Source organism: Bacillus sp. Bwzl_19 (genome assembly GCF_054900515.1).
Genome location: NZ_CM142729.1, coordinates 2136265 through 2157134, shown reverse-complemented (window position 1 = coordinate 2157134; position 20870 = coordinate 2136265). Strand labels below are relative to the sequence as shown.

24 protein-coding genes are annotated in these 20870 nt (G+C 46.7%); all 24 read left to right on the top strand.

Features of this window, described 5'->3' with window-relative positions; genetic code table 11:
• Positions 1–20 precede the first annotated feature (20 nt).
• The 24 genes from ACW5MY_RS11430 to spoIVB all read left to right on the top strand — a co-directional run bounded on the left by ACW5MY_RS11430 (position 21) and on the right by spoIVB (position 20637).
• A complete protein-coding gene (locus ACW5MY_RS11430) occupies positions 21–1082 on the top strand; it encodes a M24 family metallopeptidase (protein ID WP_013352847.1) in 1062 nt (353 codons plus the stop codon).
• Positions 1083–1106: 24 nt separating this feature from the next.
• Positions 1107–1664 carry an elongation factor P gene (gene efp, locus ACW5MY_RS11425; protein ID WP_013352846.1) on the top strand — a complete coding sequence of 186 codons (558 nt, stop codon included), beginning with the start codon at positions 1107–1109 and terminating at the stop codon, positions 1662–1664.
• A gap of 147 nt (positions 1665–1811) precedes the next feature.
• On the top strand, positions 1812–2093 hold the full coding sequence (locus ACW5MY_RS11420; RefSeq protein ID WP_013352845.1) for a YqhV family protein: 282 nt from the start codon (positions 1812–1814) through the stop codon (positions 2091–2093).
• A 76-nt stretch (positions 2094–2169) separates the two neighbouring features.
• Positions 2170–3093: a stage III sporulation protein AA gene (gene spoIIIAA, locus ACW5MY_RS11415; protein ID WP_013352844.1), complete on the top strand. Its 924-nt coding sequence runs from the start codon at positions 2170–2172 to the stop codon at positions 3091–3093.
• Positions 3087–3602 carry a stage III sporulation protein SpoIIIAB gene (spoIIIAB, locus tag ACW5MY_RS11410; RefSeq protein ID WP_013352843.1) on the top strand — a complete coding sequence of 172 codons (516 nt, stop codon included), beginning with the start codon at positions 3087–3089 and terminating at the stop codon, positions 3600–3602. Before spoIIIAA ends, spoIIIAB begins: the two co-directional genes overlap by 7 nt.
• A 22-nt stretch (positions 3603–3624) precedes the next feature.
• Positions 3625–3831 carry a stage III sporulation protein AC gene (gene spoIIIAC / locus ACW5MY_RS11405; protein WP_003153142.1) on the top strand — a complete coding sequence of 69 codons (207 nt, stop codon included), beginning with the start codon at positions 3625–3627 and terminating at the stop codon, positions 3829–3831.
• Positions 3832–3843: 12 nt separating this feature from the next.
• Positions 3844–4233 (top strand): stage III sporulation protein AD, encoded by a 390-nt coding sequence (spoIIIAD, locus tag ACW5MY_RS11400; RefSeq protein WP_076982559.1) that lies wholly within the window; start codon positions 3844–3846, stop codon positions 4231–4233.
• Positions 4234–4259: 26 nt separating this feature from the next.
• Complete coding sequence (gene spoIIIAE / locus ACW5MY_RS11395) at positions 4260–5468, top strand: stage III sporulation protein AE (protein ID WP_289393726.1); 1209 nt, start codon at positions 4260–4262, stop codon at positions 5466–5468.
• Positions 5469–5484: 16 nt separating this feature from the next.
• On the top strand, positions 5485–6105 hold the full coding sequence (gene spoIIIAF / locus ACW5MY_RS11390; protein ID WP_061573782.1) for a stage III sporulation protein AF: 621 nt from the start codon (positions 5485–5487) through the stop codon (positions 6103–6105).
• Entirely contained in the window at positions 6098–6790 is a 693-nt protein-coding gene (spoIIIAG, locus tag ACW5MY_RS11385) for a stage III sporulation protein AG (protein ID WP_014470655.1), read from the top strand. Before spoIIIAF ends, spoIIIAG begins: the two co-directional genes overlap by 8 nt.
• A 3-nt stretch (positions 6791–6793) precedes the next feature.
• On the top strand, positions 6794–7450 hold the full coding sequence (locus ACW5MY_RS11380; protein ID WP_289393725.1) for a SpoIIIAH-like family protein: 657 nt from the start codon (positions 6794–6796) through the stop codon (positions 7448–7450).
• 152 nt (positions 7451–7602) lie between these two features.
• The gene (accB, locus tag ACW5MY_RS11375) at positions 7603–8082 is read left to right on the top strand and encodes an acetyl-CoA carboxylase biotin carboxyl carrier protein (RefSeq protein ID WP_013352837.1); all 480 of its coding nucleotides are present in this window, start codon (positions 7603–7605) and stop codon (positions 8080–8082) included.
• A gap of 14 nt (positions 8083–8096) precedes the next feature.
• The gene (accC, locus tag ACW5MY_RS11370) at positions 8097–9449 is read left to right on the top strand and encodes an acetyl-CoA carboxylase biotin carboxylase subunit (RefSeq protein ID WP_013352836.1); all 1353 of its coding nucleotides are present in this window, start codon (positions 8097–8099) and stop codon (positions 9447–9449) included.
• A 21-nt stretch (positions 9450–9470) separates the two neighbouring features.
• Positions 9471–9878 carry an Asp23/Gls24 family envelope stress response protein gene (locus ACW5MY_RS11365; RefSeq protein ID WP_013352835.1) on the top strand — a complete coding sequence of 136 codons (408 nt, stop codon included), beginning with the start codon at positions 9471–9473 and terminating at the stop codon, positions 9876–9878.
• A 264-nt stretch (positions 9879–10142) separates the two neighbouring features.
• Positions 10143–10535, top strand: a complete 393-nt coding sequence (gene nusB / locus ACW5MY_RS11360) for a transcription antitermination factor NusB (RefSeq protein WP_289393723.1) — start codon at positions 10143–10145, stop codon at positions 10533–10535.
• 11 nt (positions 10536–10546) lie between these two features.
• Positions 10547–11398, top strand: a complete 852-nt coding sequence (gene folD, locus ACW5MY_RS11355) for a bifunctional methylenetetrahydrofolate dehydrogenase/methenyltetrahydrofolate cyclohydrolase FolD (RefSeq protein WP_013352834.1) — start codon at positions 10547–10549, stop codon at positions 11396–11398.
• Between the two features lie 123 nt (positions 11399–11521).
• Complete coding sequence (xseA, locus tag ACW5MY_RS11350) at positions 11522–12865, top strand: exodeoxyribonuclease VII large subunit (protein WP_014470653.1); 1344 nt, start codon at positions 11522–11524, stop codon at positions 12863–12865.
• Positions 12865–13119, top strand: a complete 255-nt coding sequence (locus tag ACW5MY_RS11345) for an exodeoxyribonuclease VII small subunit (RefSeq protein ID WP_013352832.1) — start codon at positions 12865–12867, stop codon at positions 13117–13119. The genes xseA and ACW5MY_RS11345 overlap by 1 nt, the downstream gene beginning before the upstream one ends.
• Positions 13109–13999, top strand: coding sequence for a polyprenyl synthetase family protein (locus ACW5MY_RS11340; protein WP_013352831.1), 891 nt, complete (start codon positions 13109–13111; stop codon positions 13997–13999). The genes ACW5MY_RS11345 and ACW5MY_RS11340 overlap by 11 nt, the downstream gene beginning before the upstream one ends.
• Positions 14000–14141: 142 nt before the next feature.
• Positions 14142–16043, top strand: coding sequence for a 1-deoxy-D-xylulose-5-phosphate synthase (gene dxs, locus ACW5MY_RS11335; protein ID WP_013352830.1), 1902 nt, complete (start codon positions 14142–14144; stop codon positions 16041–16043).
• On the top strand, positions 16040–16885 hold the full coding sequence (locus ACW5MY_RS11330; protein ID WP_462061611.1) for a TlyA family RNA methyltransferase: 846 nt from the start codon (positions 16040–16042) through the stop codon (positions 16883–16885). The genes dxs and ACW5MY_RS11330 overlap by 4 nt, the downstream gene beginning before the upstream one ends.
• A gap of 96 nt (positions 16886–16981) precedes the next feature.
• Positions 16982–17431: a transcriptional regulator AhrC/ArgR gene (gene ahrC / locus ACW5MY_RS11325; RefSeq protein WP_013352828.1), complete on the top strand. Its 450-nt coding sequence runs from the start codon at positions 16982–16984 to the stop codon at positions 17429–17431.
• 31 nt (positions 17432–17462) lie between these two features.
• A complete protein-coding gene (gene recN, locus ACW5MY_RS11320) occupies positions 17463–19193 on the top strand; it encodes a DNA repair protein RecN (RefSeq protein ID WP_289393721.1) in 1731 nt (576 codons plus the stop codon).
• Between the two features lie 163 nt (positions 19194–19356).
• Positions 19357–20637: a SpoIVB peptidase gene (spoIVB, locus tag ACW5MY_RS11315; RefSeq protein WP_045510700.1), complete on the top strand. Its 1281-nt coding sequence runs from the start codon at positions 19357–19359 to the stop codon at positions 20635–20637.
• Positions 20638–20870: the final 233 nt, after the last annotated feature.

Sequence of the window (20870 nt, the reverse complement as noted above, 5' to 3'; positions counted from 1 at the left end):
CGGCGAGGAGGAGAAAGGGAATGAAACTTGAGAAATTGCGAAATCTTTTCGGTCAGCTCGATATAGACGGAATCTTGGTGACAAGCTCCGCCAATCTGCAGTATATGACGGGATTTACGGGTTCGTCAGGCTTGGCGGTCATATCGAAAGAACGTGCGGCATTTATTACGGATTTCCGTTACACCGAGCAGGCGAAGGCGCAAGTGAAGGGCTTTGAAATTATCGAGCACGGCGGAAGCTTAATCCAAACGGCTGCGGACACGATTCTTGAGTACGGCATTAAAAAACTCGGCTTCGAACAAAACAGCCTGACGTACGGAACATATGCATCCTACCAAGCGGTGCTGCAAGAAGCGGAGATGGTTCCCGTCGCGGATTCCGTTGAAAAGTTGCGCTTGATTAAGTCAAGTGAAGAGATTAAGATATTAGAGGAAGCTGCGAAGATTGCGGATGATGCGTTTGAACATATTCTGACGTTTATCAAACCTGGCATCTCAGAGATTTCAGTCGCAAACGAGCTTGAATTTTATATGAGACGTCAAGGAGCAGATGGCTCTTCCTTTGATATGATCGTCGCCTCAGGAGTCAGATCCAGCCTTCCGCACGGAGTGGCAAGCGGCAAATTGATTGAAAAGGGAGACTTGGTCACGCTCGATTTCGGCGCTTATTATAAAGGCTATTGTTCTGATATCACACGCACCGTCGCGGTCGGAGAGCCAAGTGATAAACTGAAAGAAATTTATCAGGTCGTATACGATGCCCAGGCGCTCGGTGTTTCGCATATTAAACCCGGCATGACGGGAAAAGAAGCGGATGCCCTGACGAGGGATCACATCACCGCAAAAGGCTACGGACAGTATTTCGGCCATTCAACAGGACACGGGTTCGGAATGGAAGTCCATGAATCCCCGGGACTGTCTTTCAGGTCATCGGCCGTTCTTGAGCCGGGCATGGCGGTAACGGTTGAGCCGGGCATATACATACCGGAAGTTGGGGGCGTCAGAATCGAAGATGATATCATCATCACTGAGGACGGCAACCGGACAATTACGCATTCCCCTAAAGAATTAATTATTTTGTGATTGGAATATAGGAGGACATCAAACATGATTTCAGTTAACGATTTTCGTACAGGACTAACGATTGAAGTAGACGGCGGCATTTGGCGCGTCGTTGACTTCCAGCACGTAAAGCCGGGAAAAGGAGCGGCATTTGTCCGTTCTAAATTGCGTAATCTGCGTACGGGCGCTATTCAGGAGAAAACATTCCGTGCGGGTGAAAAAGTGGCGAAAGCGCAAATCGAAACAAAAACGATGCAGTATCTTTATGCCAACGGAGATCAGCACGTGTTCATGGATACAAGCTCGTATGAACAGCTTGAATTGAATGCAAACCAAATCGAAGAAGAATTAAAATATCTTCTGGAAAATATGTCTGTACACATCATGATGTATCAATCTGAAACGCTCGGTATTGAACTGCCGAACACAGTTGAACTGAAAGTTGTTGAAACAGAGCCGGGAATTAAAGGCGATACGGCGTCAGGCGGCACAAAACCTGCCAAAACGGAAACAGGTCTTGTCGTAAACGTACCGTTCTTCGTGAACGAAGGCGATACGCTTGTTGTAAATACATCAGACGGCTCTTACGTGTCAAGAGCGTAGTCAAAGGAATTCGGAGTCTGCTCCTTTTACGGGGCAGGCTTTTTTTGCGTTTTAAAACAGAATCTTTCTTCTATATGAAAATAGTGAGACTACTTCCGTCAGCTAGAGCATATAGTGTAACAAAATGCTTGAAGTTGGGGGATTGCAATGAAATTCTTGTTTGGTTCAATCAATTCTACTGTTTTAACGATGGCCGGTTTACGAGTTTTGTCCTCTCTCATTGAATTATCGGCCGCCATTATTATGATTATCACAAACGACATCAGAAAAGCGGTTGTGGTTAATAGTATTTTGGCGATCGTCGGTCCGCTGATTTTTATCATTACGATGACGATCGGCATTTATCAGATTGCCGGACAGCTCTCATATGCTAAATTGATTTTGATTTTTGCGGGGGTGGTGCTGATTTTAGCGGGTGTGCATAAATAGAGGCCCGGGTGTCATAAAGTCTGTCCCGGATCATACATTTTAAAGAAGCCAATCGGTAAAAAAGGAGGAGACTCTATTGAATGAAATTACAGAGGTTCTCCCTGAATTATTGAGACATGCCATCTCCGCCGTACCAGAAGAAACATGGCGGGATACAGAAGAAATCAGGATACGGGTCGACAGGCCGGTTGAACTGATCCGGAAAGGACAACCTTTGTTTTTGTCATATATCTGTACGGCCGGCGACGCACAGCTGATCCTCAGCCGGCTCAGCAATTACAGTATGTACACGCTGGAAGAAGAGCTGAAAAAAGGATATATCACAATCAGAGGAGGCCATCGGGTGGGGCTGGCCGGAAGAGTCATCGTCGAAAACGGAGCCGTCAAAGGGCTCCGGGATATTACGTCTTTTAATATTCGAATCGCCCGGGAGAAGCTTGGAATCGCAGAACCGCTTATTCCTTTCTTATGGAAAGAAAACTGGCTGAACACACTCATCATCGGCCCTCCGCAAACAGGAAAAACGACCTTGCTTCGTGATTTGGCCCGGCTTTCCAGCACCGGATCGAAACGCATTCCGGCGAAAAAGACCGGTATCATTGATGAGCGGTCGGAAATTGCCGGCTGCCTGCGGGGCATTCCCCAGCACAGTTTCGGCCGCAGAGTTGATGTCCTTGATGCCTGTCCGAAGGCAGAAGGGCTGATGATGATGATCCGCTCTATGAGTCCTGATGTCATGATCGTGGATGAGATCGGGAGAATAGAAGACTCTGAAGCGCTGATGGAAGCGCTCCATGCGGGTGTATCGGTTATCGTATCTGCGCACGGATGGAATATGAAAGATTTGGTGAAAAGACCGTCGCTGAAAATGCTTTGGGAGGAAAAAGTGTTTGACCGGTATGTTGAACTGTCAAGGCGCCGCGGTCCCGGCACGATCAGCAGGATGTACGGAAAGGACGGGGAGCAGCTGCCGCATGCTGAAAGCGTGATGACATGCTGAAGCTTTTGGGGGCCGTGTTCATTCTGACGGCGACGACATGGACGGGATTTGAGATCGCCAAAATCTATATTGAAAGGCCGAGGCAGATCCGTCAGCTGCGTGCGGCGCTGCAATCGCTTGAAGCGGAAATTATGTACGGACATACGCCGCTGCACACCGCCTCGGGACACATCGCCAGACAGCTTTCCAAACCTGTGTCACTATTGTTTCAAGCTTTCAGCCAAAGGCTTGAACAGGGAAGCGATTCCGCCAAAACGGCCTGGGAACAGAGCCTGAAGCATAACTGGCCTTCCATGGCGATGAAAAAAAGCGAATATGATGTGCTGAAGCAATTCGGAGAGACGCTCGGGCTTCATGACCGGGTTTCTCAGCAGAAACATATCAAGCTTGCGCTTACACATTTGGAAGCGGCGGAAGCGGATGCCGGACGGGCGCAGGCGAAAAATGAAAAAATGGTGAAAAGTTTAGGATTTTTAGCCGGACTGTTACTCATTCTTCTATTGATGTAAACATGAGGGGAGCAAACATAAAATGGGAGTCGACGTAAATGTCATTTTTCAAATCGCCGGAGTCGGTATCGTGGTTGCGTTTCTGCATACCATACTGGACCAAATGGGGAAAAAAGAATATGCCCAATGGGTGACGCTGCTTGGCTTTATCTATATTTTATTTATGGTGGCGACGATTGTCGATGACCTGTTTAAAAAGATTAAAGCTGTGTTTCTATTCCAAGGATAGGGGGGCTTACAGATTGAGATTGTTCAAATTGTAGGTTTAGGCCTGATCGCCACATTTCTCTCCCTGATCGTAAAAGAACAGAAACCGACTTTCGCGTTTATGATTGTCGTCTTCAGCGGCTGCGTGATCTTTCTTTATCTCGTTGACCAGATTTATGACATTATCAGAATGATAGAAAAAATAGCCGTCAATGCAAACGTCAATATGGTCTATGTGGAAACCATTTTAAAAATTATCGGCATTGCCTACATCGCTGAATTCGGAGCGCAGCTTACAAAAGATGCGGGCCAGGGAGCGATTGCTTCGAAAATAGAGCTGGCCGGGAAGATTTTGATTCTGGTGATGGCTGTGCCGATACTGACTGTTATTATTGAAACGATTCTCGGACTTATTCCTTCTTGATCATAAATGGAAAGGGGGCACAAAAAATGAAGCGCTTTCGGTGGGCGGGGGCTTTTTTGTTTATCCTCTTATTTTTTCAGACTGAATGTGTACAAGCTGCCGGAACGGACGGTGCGGCGCGGGAAACCGCAATTCATCAAGAATCGGCTGATGAAGTGGCGAAAAAGCAGGCCGAAGCGCTGAAAACAGAAGGTATCGGAAAGTTTTGGGACGATATTATGACAGAATACGGCGGTCTTCTTCCTGAAAGCCAAAAGGGAAGCATCATCGACTTTATTAACGGAGAAAAAACGTTCTCGCCGGAGGCGTGGCTGAAGGCCTTATTTTCCTACCTGTTTCATGAAGTGCTCGCAAACGGAAAACTTCTGGGAACTTTGATCCTTCTCACCATTTTTTGTGTCATTCTGCAGCTTCTGCAAAATGCATTTCAGCAGAGCACCGTCAGCAAAGTGGCGTATGCGATCGTTTATATGGTGCTGATTATTCTCGCTTTAAACAGCTTTCATGTTGCCGTCAATTATGCCAGTGAAGCGATTCAGACGATGACCAGCTTCATTCTCGCGCTGATCCCGCTTCTGCTCGCGCTTTTGGCTTCTTCCGGGGGAGCCGTCTCCGCTGCTTTTTTTCACCCCGTTATATTATTCCTGATGAATACGAGTGGCCTTCTCATTCAAAACATCGTCATGCCGCTGATCTTTCTGTCAGCGATTTTAAGCATCGTCAGCACGGTGACGGATCAATACAAAGTCACGCAGCTTGCCAATCTGCTCAGAAATATCGCGATCGGCGCGCTTGCCGTATTCCTCACCGTATTTCTCGGCGTCATCTCCGTACAGGGAGCTTCGGCTGCCGTGACGGACGGGATTACGCTCAGGACTGCAAAATTTATAACGGGCAATTTTATTCCCGTGCTCGGCCGGATGTTTACGGATGCGACCGATACGGTAATCAGCGCCTCACTCCTATTAAAAAACACTGTGGGAATCCTCGGTGTCGGAATTTTAATCTGCATCTCCGCGTTTCCGGCAATTAAAGTGCTCTCTCTCGCTTTTATTTATAAGCTCGCGGCCGCCATTTTGCAGCCGCTCGGAGGCGGGCCCGTCATTACGTGTCTCGGCGTCATCAGCAGAAGCGTGCTGTATATTTTCGCGGCGCTCGCCATCGTCTCACTCATGTTTTTCCTTAGCATTACAGTCATTATTACAGCAGGCAACCTCACCATGATGATGAAATAAAGGAGGCCCATTAGATATGAGCTTTTTAACAGAATGGCTGACAAGCATTATTTTGTTTATCTTATTTGCCATCGTCATCGACATGCTGCTGCCCAGCTCCAGTATGCAAAAATACGCAAAGATGGTTGTCAGCCTGCTGTTAATCATTGTCATGCTCAACCCGATATTCAAACTTTTCAAAACAGACCCGGAAATCATCTTCGATTATTTGACAAAACAAGAGCAATTTCAATCCGCTGACATAAAAAATCAAATCAAATCAGAAAAAAAAGAAATACAAGCATCAAACCGCTCATATGTTTTAGAAGAAATGGCTGTCCAACTAAAAAAGAAAGCGGAGGAGATGTTCAGTCATGACGAATACAAAATAGATGACATCCGCCTTACAGCGGAAGAACAGGTTCGTTCAGAAGAAGATGTAAAAACGATCAGCGTGTATATGGCCCCATCTTCTGAAAAAACCGTGCAAACCGTCGCACCGATCGACATCCGCACAGACCGCAAATACGAACCGGAAGGCGCAGCCGACAAAAAGGAGGCTGCACACATCAAAGAAAAACTTGCGGATATATGGGAAATCGGCAGTGAGAAAATTACGGTTTATATGGAAGGCGGGGAGAAAAACGGCCATGAATAAAAACGGACTATGGAACATACTCAAAAAACAGCTGATGATCGGACAGGCGAAAGACGGAGAAAAACCAAAACTGACAAAATATCATTACTTTCTGTTCGTGTTTGTGCTCGGGGTATCTTTTATGCTGGTCAGCCAGATGTTCTCTTCACCTGAGAAAACCGGGAAGGACCAAACGGCGCAGACTGTCATGTCCGGCCAAACGGAAGACAAGAGCGGGCAAAAAAGCGCACCCGTTTTTAAGGCGTCAAAAGACAGCAGCGCCAAAAACACGATCGATGATTACGAGAGAGATTATGAAAACCAGCTGAAAGAAATCCTTGAAACGATTATCGGCGTGGAGGATGTATCGATTGTCGTAAACGTAGACGCGACATCGTTAAAAGTGTTTGAAAAAAATAAAACGAAAAAAGACACCACTACTGAAGAAACCGATAAAGAAGGCGGCAAAAGAAGCGTAACCGATCAAACCTCTGAAGAACAAATTGTCATGATCCGAAACGGGGACCAGGAAACCCCGGTCGTCGTTCAGACGAAAAAGCCTGATATCCGCGGTGTACTCGTTGTCGCTCAGGGAGTGGACAACGTTCAAATAAAAAAAACCATCATTGATGCCGTCACAAGGGTGCTTGATGTTCCGAGCTACCGTGTAGCGGTTGCCCCTAAAAAAATCAAGGAGGATTCATAAATTATGCTGAAAAAACAAACGGTTTGGCTTTTAACAATGCTCAGTCTCGTCGTGGTATTAAGTGTTTATTATATTACGTCGCCGGAAAGCAAAAATGCCGTGCAGATGAAAAGCGAAAAAAATAGCGGAGAAATCGCCACAGAAAAAACGCCGGCTCCTGCTCCTGAAACGAAAGAAAAGACCGAAGGCGGCACAGAAAAAGAAGACGGAACAAAAGGCACTAAAGATTCTAAAGGCGCAAAAGAGGATAAAGAAACATCAGCAGAAGCGTCCGACAAAGACGGATCGGTCGCCACAGAAACAGCTGACGAAAATTTATTTACCACATACCGCATGGAACTTGAAGACGCGAGAAGCAAAGAACGGGAACAGTTAAACAGCATTGTTTCAAGCGATGATGCGACAGCAAAGGAAAAAAGCGAAGCCTACGATAAAATGACGGCGCTCAGTAATGCTGAAGGGACAGAAAAACAGCTGGAAACACTCATTAAAACACAAGGCTACAAAGATGCGCTCGTGGATGCTGAAGGAGACAAAATCAACATTACGGTCATGTCTGACAAACATTCAAACGCAAAAGCTTCCGCCATCATTGACCTGGTGCAAAAAGAAATTAAGAATATGAAAGACGTCGCCGTGACGTTTGAACCGACAAAATAATAGGCCTGAAAAGCCCGCACCCGCTGCGGGCTTTTCTGATGTCATTTTAGATCAGTGTTGAATTTACACAACCGCTCCTGTAAGATAAACATAGTATGTACTTTTAGTAGCAACCCATAAATTTCTATTTTTCATACATAGGAGTGGAACTGATGTTAAAAATCAACGAAATTCATGAACTGATAAAAAGAATCGATGAATCATCCATTGATGAATTTGTTTACGAAATTGAAGGCGTAAGCCTGAAGCTGAAAAAAAATGAAGCGCCGGCCGTGAATGTAACGGGACAAGCTCAAGCTGTTCCTGCTGCTTTCGCACCTGCTCCGCAGGCTGCAAAACCGGAAGCGGGTGAAGCCGCTCCTGTTCAGGAAGCGCCGAAACAAGACGAAAACCTTCACAAAATTACGTCTCCGATGGTCGGAACGTTTTATGCTTCTTCATCGCCTGAAGCCGGCCCTTACGTAAATCAAGGATCAAAAGTGAGCGAAAATACAGTGGTTTGTATCGTGGAAGCAATGAAACTCTTTAACGAGATTGAAGCGGAAGTAAAAGGAGAAATCGTTGAAGTGTTAGTTGAAAACGGCCAGCTGGTCGAATACGGACAACCTCTATTTCTTGTAAAAGCTGAGTAAGGAGACCTGCTATTATGATTAAAAAGCTATTGATCGCCAACCGAGGAGAAATTGCCGTCAGAATCATCCGGGCCTGCAAGGAGCTTGGCATTGAAACTGTAGCCGTTTATTCTGAGGCAGATAAAGACGCCCTGCATGTCCAAATGGCCGATGAGGCTTTTTGTATCGGGCCGAAAACATCAAAAGAAAGCTATTTAAACGTAACGAATATCGTCAGCGTCGCAAAGCTGACCGGCACGGATGCGATTCATCCGGGATACGGATTTTTAGCTGAAAACGCCGACTTTGCCGAGCTGTGCGAGGAAGTAAACGTGACGTTTGTCGGCCCTACGGCAGACGCCATTTCAAAAATGGGGACAAAAGATATCGCCCGTGAGACGATGCAACTGGCGGGCGTGCCGATTGTGCCCGGTTCAAAAGGAATTATAAAAAATACGGAAGAAGCGGTTTCACTTGCACGTGAAATTGGGTATCCTGTCATTATAAAAGCCACTGCGGGCGGAGGCGGAAAAGGCATCCGGGTCGCGCGCACAGAAGAAGAAATGATTAAAGGCATTGAAATCACCCAGCAGGAAGCCGCTACGGCATTCGGAAATCCGGGTGTGTACATCGAGAAGTACATAGAAGATTTCCGCCATGTTGAAATTCAGGTGCTTGCGGATAATTACGGAAACACGATCCATCTTGGAGAGCGTGACTGTTCTATCCAAAGACGTCTGCAAAAACTTCTTGAAGAGTCGCCGTCACCTGCGCTTGATTCTGAAATCAGGGAGCAGATGGGCGAAGCAGCGGTAAAAGCAGCGAAGGCCGTCGGTTACACGGGAGCGGGCACTGTAGAGTTCATTTATGACTACAGAGAGCAGCGCTACTACTTCATGGAGATGAACACGCGTATTCAAGTGGAGCACCCTGTCACTGAAATGGTGACGGGAACCGATCTGATCAAAGAACAGATCAAAGTGGCATCCGGACAGGAGCTCTCGCTCAGACAGGAAGACGTAGAATTTAACGGCTGGGCGATTGAATGCCGTATCAACGCTGAAAATCCTGCGAAAAACTTCATGCCTTCACCTGGTAAAATTAACATGTACCTGCCGCCGGGCGGACTCGGCGTGCGTGTGGATTCAGCCGCATATCCGGGCTATTCGATCCCGCCGTACTATGACAGTATGATTGCCAAAGTCATCACATACGGAACAACACGTGATGAGGCGGTCGCACGGATGAAACGCGCGCTGAGCGAATTCGTGATCGAAGGTATTGAAACAACGATTCCGTTCCATCTGAAACTGCTTGAACACGAAACATTTGTCAGCGGAGAGTTTAATACAAAGTTTTTAGAAACATATGATGTAATGGGCTCATAATTTTTGCGGGAGGTGAATTGAATGGAAGACAACAGTGTGCTTAAAATGGATCATGATGAGTCTCATTTAGGCAAGGTTGAAATTGCTCCTGAGGTCATTGAAGTCATTGCCGGCATCGCCGCTTCCGAGGTTGAAGGAATTGCTGAAATGCGCGGCAATTTCGCCACGGGCGTCGTAGAACGTTTCGGCAAAATCAATCACGGCAAAGGCGTAAAGGTCGATTTAGCCGATGACGGGATTACTATCGACGTCTATTGCGTCGTTCAATTCGGGGTTTCGATCCCGAAAGTGGCAGCAAGCGTTCAGGAGAATATCCGCCAAACTTTATTAAACATGACGTCTCTGACCATTAATGAAATCAATATTCATATCGTCGGCATTCAATTTGACACGAAGGCCCAAGAAGTCGAAATCGACGAAGAAATGTAATGAGCGTATAAAAACCAAGGGGATGGGCAGCCCTTTGGTTTTTTATACGTTTCCCTTCATTTCAGGCATGAAGAAAGCCGGCTTACAAACGGCAGCCGAGTTTCTTCATGCTGTGAAATCCGAATGAAATCAAAAGGGTTTGTAAAAATATTCGGCATTAGGGTGAAAAAACCTAAATTTCGACATGCGATTGGGAAAAAAATATGTTATGATCTCTTTAAGCTTAACGACAAGCGGATAAAGCGGATCTGAAGGAGAAAGAAAATGAAAAGAAGAACAGCTAGAGAAAAAGCTTTGCAGGCACTTTTTCAGATTGATGTCAGCGATATTGCACCGAACGAGGCCATTGAGCACGCGCTTGATGGTGAGAAAACAGATGCCTTCTTTGAACAGCTGGTGTACGGAGTGATCGAATATCAGGTACAGCTTGATGAAATGATTTCCGGCCATCTTGTCAATTGGAAGCTTGACCGGATTGCAAACGTAGACCGCGCGATCCTGCGTCTGGCGGTGTATGAAATGGTTTATACTGACGACATTCCTGCTAACGTGTCATTAAACGAAGCAATCGAGCTGGCAAAACGGTTCGGCGACGATAAAGCTGCAAAATTCGTAAACGGGGTTCTTTCTAACATTAAAACTGATATCGAATCGTAGGAGGAAAGAAAATGACTGCAACAATCATCGACGGAAAAGAAACGGCTAAAGAAAAACGCGAACAATTGGCAAAAGAAGTAGAAGAGCTGAAAGCACAAGGCGTAGTGCCGGGCTTGGCGGTCATTTTAATCGGCGACGATCCCGCTTCTGTTTCCTATGTGACAGGCAAGAAAAAAGCCGCAGAAACAATGGGAATGAAGTTTAAGCTTGACCGTTTTGACTCAAGCTTAACCGAGGCGGAGCTTTTAAAAGTGATTGATCAGTACAATCAAAATCCGGAATTCCACGGCATTCTCGTCCAGCTGCCGCTGCCGGATCATATTTCTGAAAAAGCCGTAATCGAGCGGATCTCCCCTGATAAGGATGTTGACGGTTTCCACCCTCTCAACGTCGGGAAAATGCTGCTTGGCGAAGATACATTTCTTCCATGCACGCCGCACGGAATTGTCGAGTTATTGAAAAAGACGAACGTAGATCTTTCCGGCAAAGAAGTTGTTGTAGTCGGACGAAGCAATATTGTCGGTAAACCGGTCGGCCAGCTGCTGCTGAACGAAAATGCGACCGTCACATATTGCCATTCCCGTACAAAAAATATGTCTGAGCATACGAAAAAAGCAGATATTCTTGTGGTTGCGGTCGGTAAAGCGAACTTTATCAAAGCCGATCAAATTAAAGAGGGCGCCATTGTCATCGATGTCGGCGTCAACCGTCTTGAAAGCGGAAAACTCTGCGGAGACGTTCAGTTTGATGAAGCGAAAGAAAAAGCATCTTTCATTACGCCGGTGCCGGGCGGAGTAGGTCCGATGACCATCACAATGCTTGCGCATAATACTGTTAAATCTGCCAGACGTACGTTATCATAGATAACCGGAGACAGTCACAAAAAGTGTGACAATGAGCACGATACCCGCTTCTTAAGGCTCCTTTCAGCCAGAGCGGGTTTTCTTAGTTTAGGGCAAAAAGCCTTTATGAAAGGAGTGCAGGATGTGAGTGAAGCGGCATATGTCACGGTTTCCGCACTGACCAAATATATTAAACGAAAATTTGATGTGGACCCTCATCTTGAAGACATTTGGATTAAGGGTGAGCTGTCCAACGTTAAAATCCATACGAGAGGCCACATCTATTTTACATTAAAAGACGAACATGCCCGCATGCAGGCCGTCATGTTTCAAAGACAAAGTTCAAGGCTTGCGTTTAAGCCCGAGGACGGAATGAAGGTCATCGTAAGAGGCGGCATTTCCGTCTATGAACCGAGCGGAAGCTATCAGCTATACGCAAAAGAAATGCAGCCGGACGGTGTGGGTGCGCTTTATTTAGCATATGAAGAATTAAAGAAAAAACTTGCCGGCGAAGGGTTGTTTGATGACCGGCATAAGCAGGCCATCCCCGCTTTTCCAGCCACGATCGGGGTTGTCACGTCACCGACGGGAGCGGCCGTCAGAGATGTCATTACCACACTCAAAAGAAGATACCCCTTGGTGAAAGTCATTGTCCTTCCCGCGCTCGTTCAGGGCGAGAATGCCAGCAGATCGATTGTAAAGCGCATTGAAGAAGCCAATGCACAAAAGATGTGCGACGTCCTGATCGTCGGAAGGGGAGGGGGCTCGATAGAAGAATTGTGGGCATTTAACGAAGAAATCGTAGCCCGGGCGATCTTTGCTTCCGCCATTCCGGTTATTTCGGCCGTCGGACACGAAACAGATTTTACAATCAGTGATTTTGTCGCAGATATCCGGGCTGCAACACCGACGGGAGCGGCAGAAATCGCCGTTCCCCACACGACGGACTTAATGGAACGGACAAAAACGGCGGAAGTCCGTCTGACAAGAGCGATGCAGCAGCATATCAGCAAGAAAAAAGAACGGGTGCAAGCGCTCCAGTCATCCTACGCATTCCGTTTTCCGAAACGATTGTATACTCAAAAAGAACAGCAGTTTGATCTTTTGTATCAGCAATTCCAATCACAGCTTACAGGGCTTACGGACCGGAAGCAAAGGCAGCTGGAGCGGAATACGTACAGATTAACGGCCCTTCACCCAGAAAACCAGCTGAAACAGGCAAAAAAACGGTACGAAGAGCGCTCAAATCAGCTGGAGCGGAGCATGAATGTCCAGCTGAAGCAGCTTCATTCGCAGTTTCAGACGGTTCTTGGTAAACTGAATGCATTAAGTCCCCTTCAAGTTATGGAGAGAGGATACAGTCTGGCCTATAAAGACAAAGAGCTGATCAAAAGCGTTGATCAAGTAGAACAAAATGACACGCTTGAAGTAAAGATGACAGACGGCGTTCTGACGTGTGAAGTATTGCAAAAGAGAGGCGAACGATAATGAAAGAAACCAAAAAAAGTGAAGAGCTGACATTTGAAGAGGCGATGAAAGGCCTTGAAGGCATTGTGGCAAAGCTTGAAGAAGGCGACGTGCCGCTGGAGCAGGCGATTAACTATTTTCAGGAAGGGATGGCCCTTTCAAAAATGTGCCATGAAAAGCTTCAGCATGTCGAAAAACAAATGGACTTTATTCTAAAAGATAACGGAGAACTTGCACCTTTCAGCGTTCAGGAGGAAGACGAAGGTGACAAATAAACTGGACGCATTTTTAGCATCACGCAAACAAATGATTGAACAGCAGCTTTCTTTGTATACAGAACGGCTGGACATGCCCGAATCCCTCAAAAAATCCATGCTGTATTCTTTGGAAGCGGGCGGGAAAAGGCTGCGCCCTCTCGTTGTTTTGGCCGTTTTGAATGCTTACGGAAAAGATGAAAAAGACGGGATTCCGGTCGGATGCGCTGTCGAAATGATTCATACGTATTCCTTAATCCATGATGATCTTCCTTGCATGGACGATGATGATTTGCGCCGGGGGAAGCCGACAAATCATAAAGTCTTCGGAGAAGCGGCAGCCGTACTTGCCGGCGACGGGCTTCTGACAGAAAGCTTTAAATTGATCACATCTCACGTGTCTGAGGAGGTTTCAGCTGAGAAACGGCTCCGTCTCGTCGATGAACTGATCAGCGCGGCAGGAACGGAAGGGATGGTCGGAGGACAGGCTGCCGACATGGAAGCGGAGCAAAAGCAGGTAACGCTGAAAGAGCTGGAATCCATTCATGAGCGGAAAACGGCCAAGCTCCTCGGTTTTTCCGTGACGGCGGGCGCCATTTTGGCAGATGCGCCGGAGGATGAAATCGAGAAGCTGCGCTTGTTCAGCAGCCATATCGGCATCGGGTTTCAAATCAGAGACGACATCCTTGATATCGAAGGTCATGAGGAGAAGATCGGCAAACCGGTCGGTTCAGACACGACGAATGAAAAGTCAACGTATCCGTCGCTTTTAACGCTCGAAGGCGCGAAAGAGAAGCTTGCGCATCATATCAGCGAGGCGAAACAGATCGTAAGCGGCCTTTCTCTTGAGAAAGAATTGCTGCATGATCTCTGCGACTTAATTGCGGCAAGAGATCATTAAAACGATCCCGATTTGAAGGGGCTGCCGCTCCTATGGTAAAATGTAAGCAGTTTCGATGAAAATACAAGGAGAGTCTTTTTCTTTTTTCAAAAAGACACTGTTTAATTTGCAGAAATTCATGCTGAAAGTGAGTTGATCCGCTTTGGATCTTTTATCAATACAGGACCCGTCATTTCTTAAAAAGATGTCAATTGAACAGCTGGAAGAGCTGAGTGAGGAGATCCGCAATTTTCTCATTACATCGCTGTCTGCCTCAGGGGGCCATATCGGGCCGAACCTCGGGGTTGTCGAGCTGACAATTGCGCTTCACAAAGAATTTGACAGTCCGAAGGATAAATTTTTATGGGATGTCGGACATCAGTCCTATGTTCACAAACTGTTAACCGGACGCGGCAAGGAGTTTGAAACCTTGCGCCAATATAAAGGGCTTTGCGGTTTCCCGAAACGCAGCGAAAGCGAACACGACGTATGGGAAACAGGCCACAGCTCAACATCGCTCTCAGGGGCGATGGGAATGGCTGCCGCCCGTGATATTAAAGGGACGAAAGAATATATCATCCCGATTATCGGAGACGGGGCTTTAACCGGAGGAATGGCGCTTGAAGCGCTGAACCATATCGGCGATGAGAAAAAAGACATGATCGTCATCCTGAATGATAATGAGATGAGCATTGCGCCGAATGTCGGGGCGATTCATTCTATGCTGGGCAGGCTTCGCACGGCCGGCAAATACCAATGGGTAAAAGACGAGCTTGAATATTTATTTAAGCGCATCCCGGCCGTCGGCGGAAAATTGGCCGCCACAGCGGAACGGATAAAAGACAGCTTAAAATATATGCTTGTGTCAGGCATGTTTTTTGAAGAGCTGGGCTTTACGTATTTAGGCCCGGTTGACGGTCATTCCTATCACGAACTGATTGAAAACCTGCAATACGCCAAAAAAACGAAAGGTCCTGTCCTTTTACATGTCATCACGAAAAAGGGCAAAGGCTATAAACCGGCTGAAACCGACACGATCGGCACATGGCACGGGACGGGTCCGTACAAAATCAATACGGGCGATTTCGTCAAACCGAAAGCCGCGGCGCCTTCATGGAGCGGGCTTGTCAGCGGCACCGTGCAGGAGCTGGCGCGTGAGGATGACAGAATTGTCGCGATTACACCGGCCATGCCTGTCGGCTCTAAGCTGGAAGGGTTTGCGAAAGAATTTCCTGAGCGCATGTTTGACGTCGGAATCGCAGAACAGCATGCGGCGACAATGGCCGCGGGAATGGCGCTTCAGGGCATGAAGCCGTTTCTTGCGATTTATTCGACCTTTTTGCAGCGGGCCTACGATCAGGTCGTCCATGACATCTGCCGTCAAAACGCGAATGTATTTATCGGCATTGACCGGGCCGGTTTGGTCGGTGCTGACGGGGAGACGCATCAAGGCGTCTTTGATATTGCCTTTTTGCGTCATATACCAAACCTCGTTTTGATGATGCCGAAAGATGAAAATGAAGGCCGCCATATGGTCAATACAGCCCTTAGCTATGAAGAAGGTCCGATTGCGATGCGCTTCCCGCGCGGAAACGGACTCGGCGTAAAGATGGATAAAGAGCTGAAAAGCATTCCGATCGGAACATGGGAAGTGCTCCGTCCCGGAAAAGACGCGGTTATTTTAACATTCGGAACAACGATTGAGATGGCGCTTGAAGCAGCTGAAGAACTGCAAAAAGAAGGCCTGTCCGTGCGTGTCGTCAATGCGCGGTTCATAAAACCGATTGATAAACAAATGATGAAGGCGATTCTTAATGAAGGTCTTCCGATTTTAACGATTGAAGAAGCCGTGCTTGAAGGCGGATTCGGAAGCACGATTCTTGAATTCGCTCATGACCTCGGCATGTATCATACGCCGATTGACAGAATGGGCATCCCTGACCGGTTTATTGAGCACGGAAGCGTAACCGCCCTGCTTGAAGAAATCGGTCTCACGAAGGCTGAGGTTATGAACCGGATTAAACTGCTGATGCCGCCGAAGACACATAAAGGAATTGGATCATGACAGCAAAAAAAGAACGATTAGATGTACTTCTTGTAGAAAAAGGACTTGCGGAGACGCGGGAAAAAGCGAAACGCGCCATTATGGCGGGGATCGTGTACTCAAATGAAAACCGATTGGACAAGCCGGGTGAAAAAATCGCCCGGGATCTTCCGTTAACGGTAAAAGGAAACCCTCTTAAATACGTCAGCAGGGGCGGATTAAAGCTTGAAAAAGCTCTTGAGGTGTTCCCTGTCTCAGTAACAGGCAAAACGATGATTGACATCGGCTCGTCGACAGGAGGATTTACAGATTGCGCCCTCCAAAACGGCGCCGAGCGGTCATACGCAGTAGATGTCGGCTATAATCAGCTTGCTTGGAGGCTGAGGCAGGACGAGAGGGTCGTCGTAATGGAACGGACGAATTTCCGCTATTCCGAGCCTTCTGATTTCACAGAGGGTTTGCCGGAATTTGCGACGATCGATGTGTCTTTCATCTCACTCCGCCTCATTCTGCCGGTTTTAAAAACGCTGCTTGTACCGGGAAGCGATTGTATCGCTCTGGTGAAGCCGCAATTTGAAGCCGGACGGGAATCAGTCGGAAAAAAAGGCATTGTCAGAGATCCCGGCGTTCATGCTGACGTTCTCCGCCGTATGAATCAATTTGCCGCCTCTGAAGGATATGCAGTGAAAGGACTGTCCTTCTCACCGATTACAGGGGGAGACGGCAATATTGAGTTTCTGCTTCATCTGAACTGGGAGGGAGAAGACGGAAACGGCACTGAACTGCCGGAAGAAGACATTCTCCGTACCGTCCGCGAAGCACATGAGACATTAAAAGCCAAAAAGACAGATGTACCGGAATAATAGGGGGCTATTATTCCTTTTTTCTGCCATCATGTACTTTTTATCAAGAAGCGGTTAACATAATGACAAGAACAGCTTGAAAACAGAGGTGCTTACATGACAAAAGGCCAAAGGCATATAAAAATCAGAGAGCTTATTACAAGCCAGGAGATTGAAACGCAGGATGACTTAGTTGACATGCTGAGAGAAGAAGGGTATAAGGTAACCCAGGCGACTGTTTCCAGAGACATTAAAGAGCTGCATCTCGTAAAGGTGCCTACGAATAACGGCTCCTACAAATACAGCCTGCCGGCGGATCAGCGGTTCAACCCGCTGTCAAAACTGAAGCGTTCATTAATGGATGCGTTCGTAAAAATTGACTCAGCAAGCCATATGATCGTATTAAAGACGATGCCGGGGAATGCTCAGGCAATCGGTGCTTTGATGGATAATCTCGAATGGGAGGAAATCATGGGCACGATTTGCGGAGATGACACAATTTTGATCATCTGCAGGACGCCTGAAGATACGGAAGGCGTTCAAAGCCGTCTTTTGGAGCTGCTGTAGCGTAATTATCAGATAAAAGGTGGAATGCTGTTTGTTAGCTGAACTATCAATAAAAAACTTTGCCATTATAGAGGAACTGACGATCTCGTTTGAACGGGGGCTCACCGTCCTGACGGGAGAAACAGGAGCCGGCAAGTCAATTATTATAGACGCCGTTTCCCTGTTAGTCGGCGGCCGCGGGTCGTCTGAATTTGTCCGTTACGGTGAAACAAAGGCCGAGCTTGAAGGACTGTTTCTTTTAGACAGCGGCCATCCCGTTTTTGAGGTGTGCCGTGAGCAGGGAATAGACGCATCTGACGACATGATTGTCATGAGAAGGGACATCAATGCCGGAGGAAAAAGCGTCTGCCGTGTCAACGGAAAATTAGTAACGATCGCGGCTTTAAGGGAGATCGGCAGACTTTTATTAGATATTCACGGACAGCATGATAACCAGCTGTTAATGGAGGACGACAAGCATTTAGAGCTTTTAGATAAATTTGCGGGCGCTGAGGCCGAATCAGCGCTTCAGGCTTACCGTGAAGGCTATGACCGTTATATGAAGCTGCTCAAAAAAGTGAAGAAGCTGTCAGAGAGCGAGCAGGAAATGGCGCATCGGTTAGATCTGATCCAATTTCAGCTTGAAGAAATCGAATCGGCTAAGCTTGAATTGAATGAAGACGAGCTTCTTCAGGAAGAACGGAAGCAAATATCCAACTTTGAGAAAATTTATGAATCATTGCAAAACGCCTATAATGCGCTCCGCAGTGAGCAGGGGGGTCTCGACTGGGTCGGAATGGCTTCTGCCCAGCTTGAAGACATTTCGGATATCAATGAACCGCTGCAAAAGCTGTCCGAAACTGTGTCAAGTTCCTATTATCTGCTGGAAGATGCAACCTTTCAGATGCGCAATTTGTTAGATGATCTGGAATATGATCCGGAACGGCTGAATTTTATTGAAACCCGTTTAAACGAGATTAAACAGCTGAAGCGCAAATACGGAGCGACGGTAGAAGATATTCTGGAATACGGCTCAAAGATAGAAGAGGAAATTGATCAAATCGAGAACCGTGACAGCCACCTTGAAACGCTGAAGAAGGAACTGGAGTCCGTGGGCAAAGATGTGGCCGTAGAAGCCGCCAACTTATCAAAAATCAGAAAAGCATGGGCCAAAAAACTGGCTGAAGCGATTCATCAGGAATTAAAAAGTCTGTATATGGGCAAATCTACGTTTGATACGGAATTTCTTGTGAAAACCGATCCGTCAGCCGATGAAGCGCCAGTTGTCAACGGCCAGCCCGTGCAGCTTACCCAAAAGGGCATTGACCTTGTGAAATTTTTAATTTCAACAAATACCGGTGAGCCTCTCAAGCCGCTGTCAAAGGTTGCGTCCGGCGGCGAACTTTCAAGGGTGATGCTGGCGATAAAGAGTATTTTTTCTTCTCAGCAGGATGTCACTTCCATCATCTTTGACGAAGTGGACACCGGTGTAAGCGGGCGGGTTGCGCAGGCCATCGCGGAAAAAATCCATAAAGTATCTACCGGTTCACAGGTGCTCTGCATTACACATCTTCCGCAGGTTGCCGCGATGGCGGACACGCACCTTTTGATCGCGAAAGAATTAAAAGACGGCCGGACGACAACGCATGTCACGCCGCTTTCCCAGCAGGACAAGGTAGCGGAAATCGGCCGCATGATTGCGGGCGTCGAAGTGACAGATCTGACAAAACGGCATGCAAAAGAGCTTTTAAAACAGGCCGGACAGGTAAAATCGACAGGATAAGCTGCTGATACAGGCAGCTTATTTTTTTGTTCCATTTCTCTAACAGTGTATCCAATGTTTTTCTTCGTATGCCGGTTATAAATCAAGCGCAGGAAGGCAAAAGTATAGATGTAGCAGAAAAAGAAAGTGGTGTGGGATAGGAGCGAGGAGAGTGAAGGAATGAATGCACGATAACATGAGGAAAGCAATAGGTGTAATTCTCCTTGTTTCTTTACTAAGTGTAGGCTTTTTTAAGCCGTTTAAAGAATATTTACTGATACCATCGCAAATGAGCGTCTTTGAAAAACAGACACAAGCCGTTCCGGTCAATGCATCAATAAGCGCTGAAAAGGGCGAATTATCAGAAGCCTTTACGCTGAAAGAAGAGCACGGTCATGCAAACATAACAGGGCAAAAACAAGGCCGGTCAGAAGTAGTATATGATCTTGCCGGATTTCCCATTAAAAAAACGAAAGTGCGTGTGCTTCCTGAATTAAAGGTCATTCCAGGCGGACAGTCCATCGGTGTAAAACTGCATTCAGTCGGTGTTTTGGTCGTCGGCTTTCACCAGGTGATGACAAAGGATGGAAAAAAGTCTCCGGGAGAACAAGCGGGAATTGAATCTGGCGACATCATTATTAAAATGAACGGACATAAAATTGAAAAAATGAGCGATATCGCCCCGTTTATTCAAAAAGCGGGCACAACCGGAGAATCATTGGATTTATTGGTGAAACGCGATAAGCAAAAAATCAAGACAAAGCTGATTCCGACAAAGGATGAAGCTGAAGGAAAATATCGAATCGGCCTTTATATCCGCGATTCGGCAGCCGGCATCGGCACGATGACATTTTTTGAACCGAAAACAAAAAAATACGGCGCATTGGGCCACGTCATTTCTGATATGGATACGAAAAAACCGATTGTTGTAGAAGACGGAGAAATCGTCCGTTCAACTGTAACCTCCATTGAAAAAGGAAAAGGCGGCAATCCCGGCGAAAAACTGGCAAGGTTTTCGTCAGAACGGAAAACGATCGGCGATATTAACCGCAACAGTCCGTTCGGCATCTTTGGGAAACTGCATCAGCCGATTCAAAACAATATTTCCGACAAAGCGCTTCCGATTGCTTTGTCAAATGAAGTAAAAAAAGGACCGGCGCAAATGCTGACGGTTATTGAAAACGATAAAGTAGAGAAATTTGATATTGAAATCGTCAGCACCACGCCGCAAAAATTCCCGGCGACAAAGGGTATGGTATTAAAGGTAACCGACCCGAAACTGCTGAAAAAAACCGGCGGAATCGTTCAGGGAATGAGCGGAAGCCCGATCATCCAGAACGGGAAAGTCGTCGGAGCCGTTACCCACGTGTTTGTCAATGATCCGACAAGCGGCTACGGCGTTCATATCGAATGGATGCTTTCTGAAGCAGGCGTTGATGTTTACGGAAAAGATAAAGCAAGCTGACTGCCGGATGATCCGGCAGTTTTTTTATTTGATGCGTTCTTCACTTCTTTCCTGGATTCATGTAAAATAAGACATGAAGATTTTTCGACAAATTCACGTTTCCTGATTTGTCAAACTTAATTTTTAGTCGAAAAACCTAGAAAAACAAAGATATACCACTATTATTGGTAAAAATGGATTTTTTAAAAGGGGAAGTAGTGGTTTTGTCGAATGTAACATGTAGCAGTCAAATG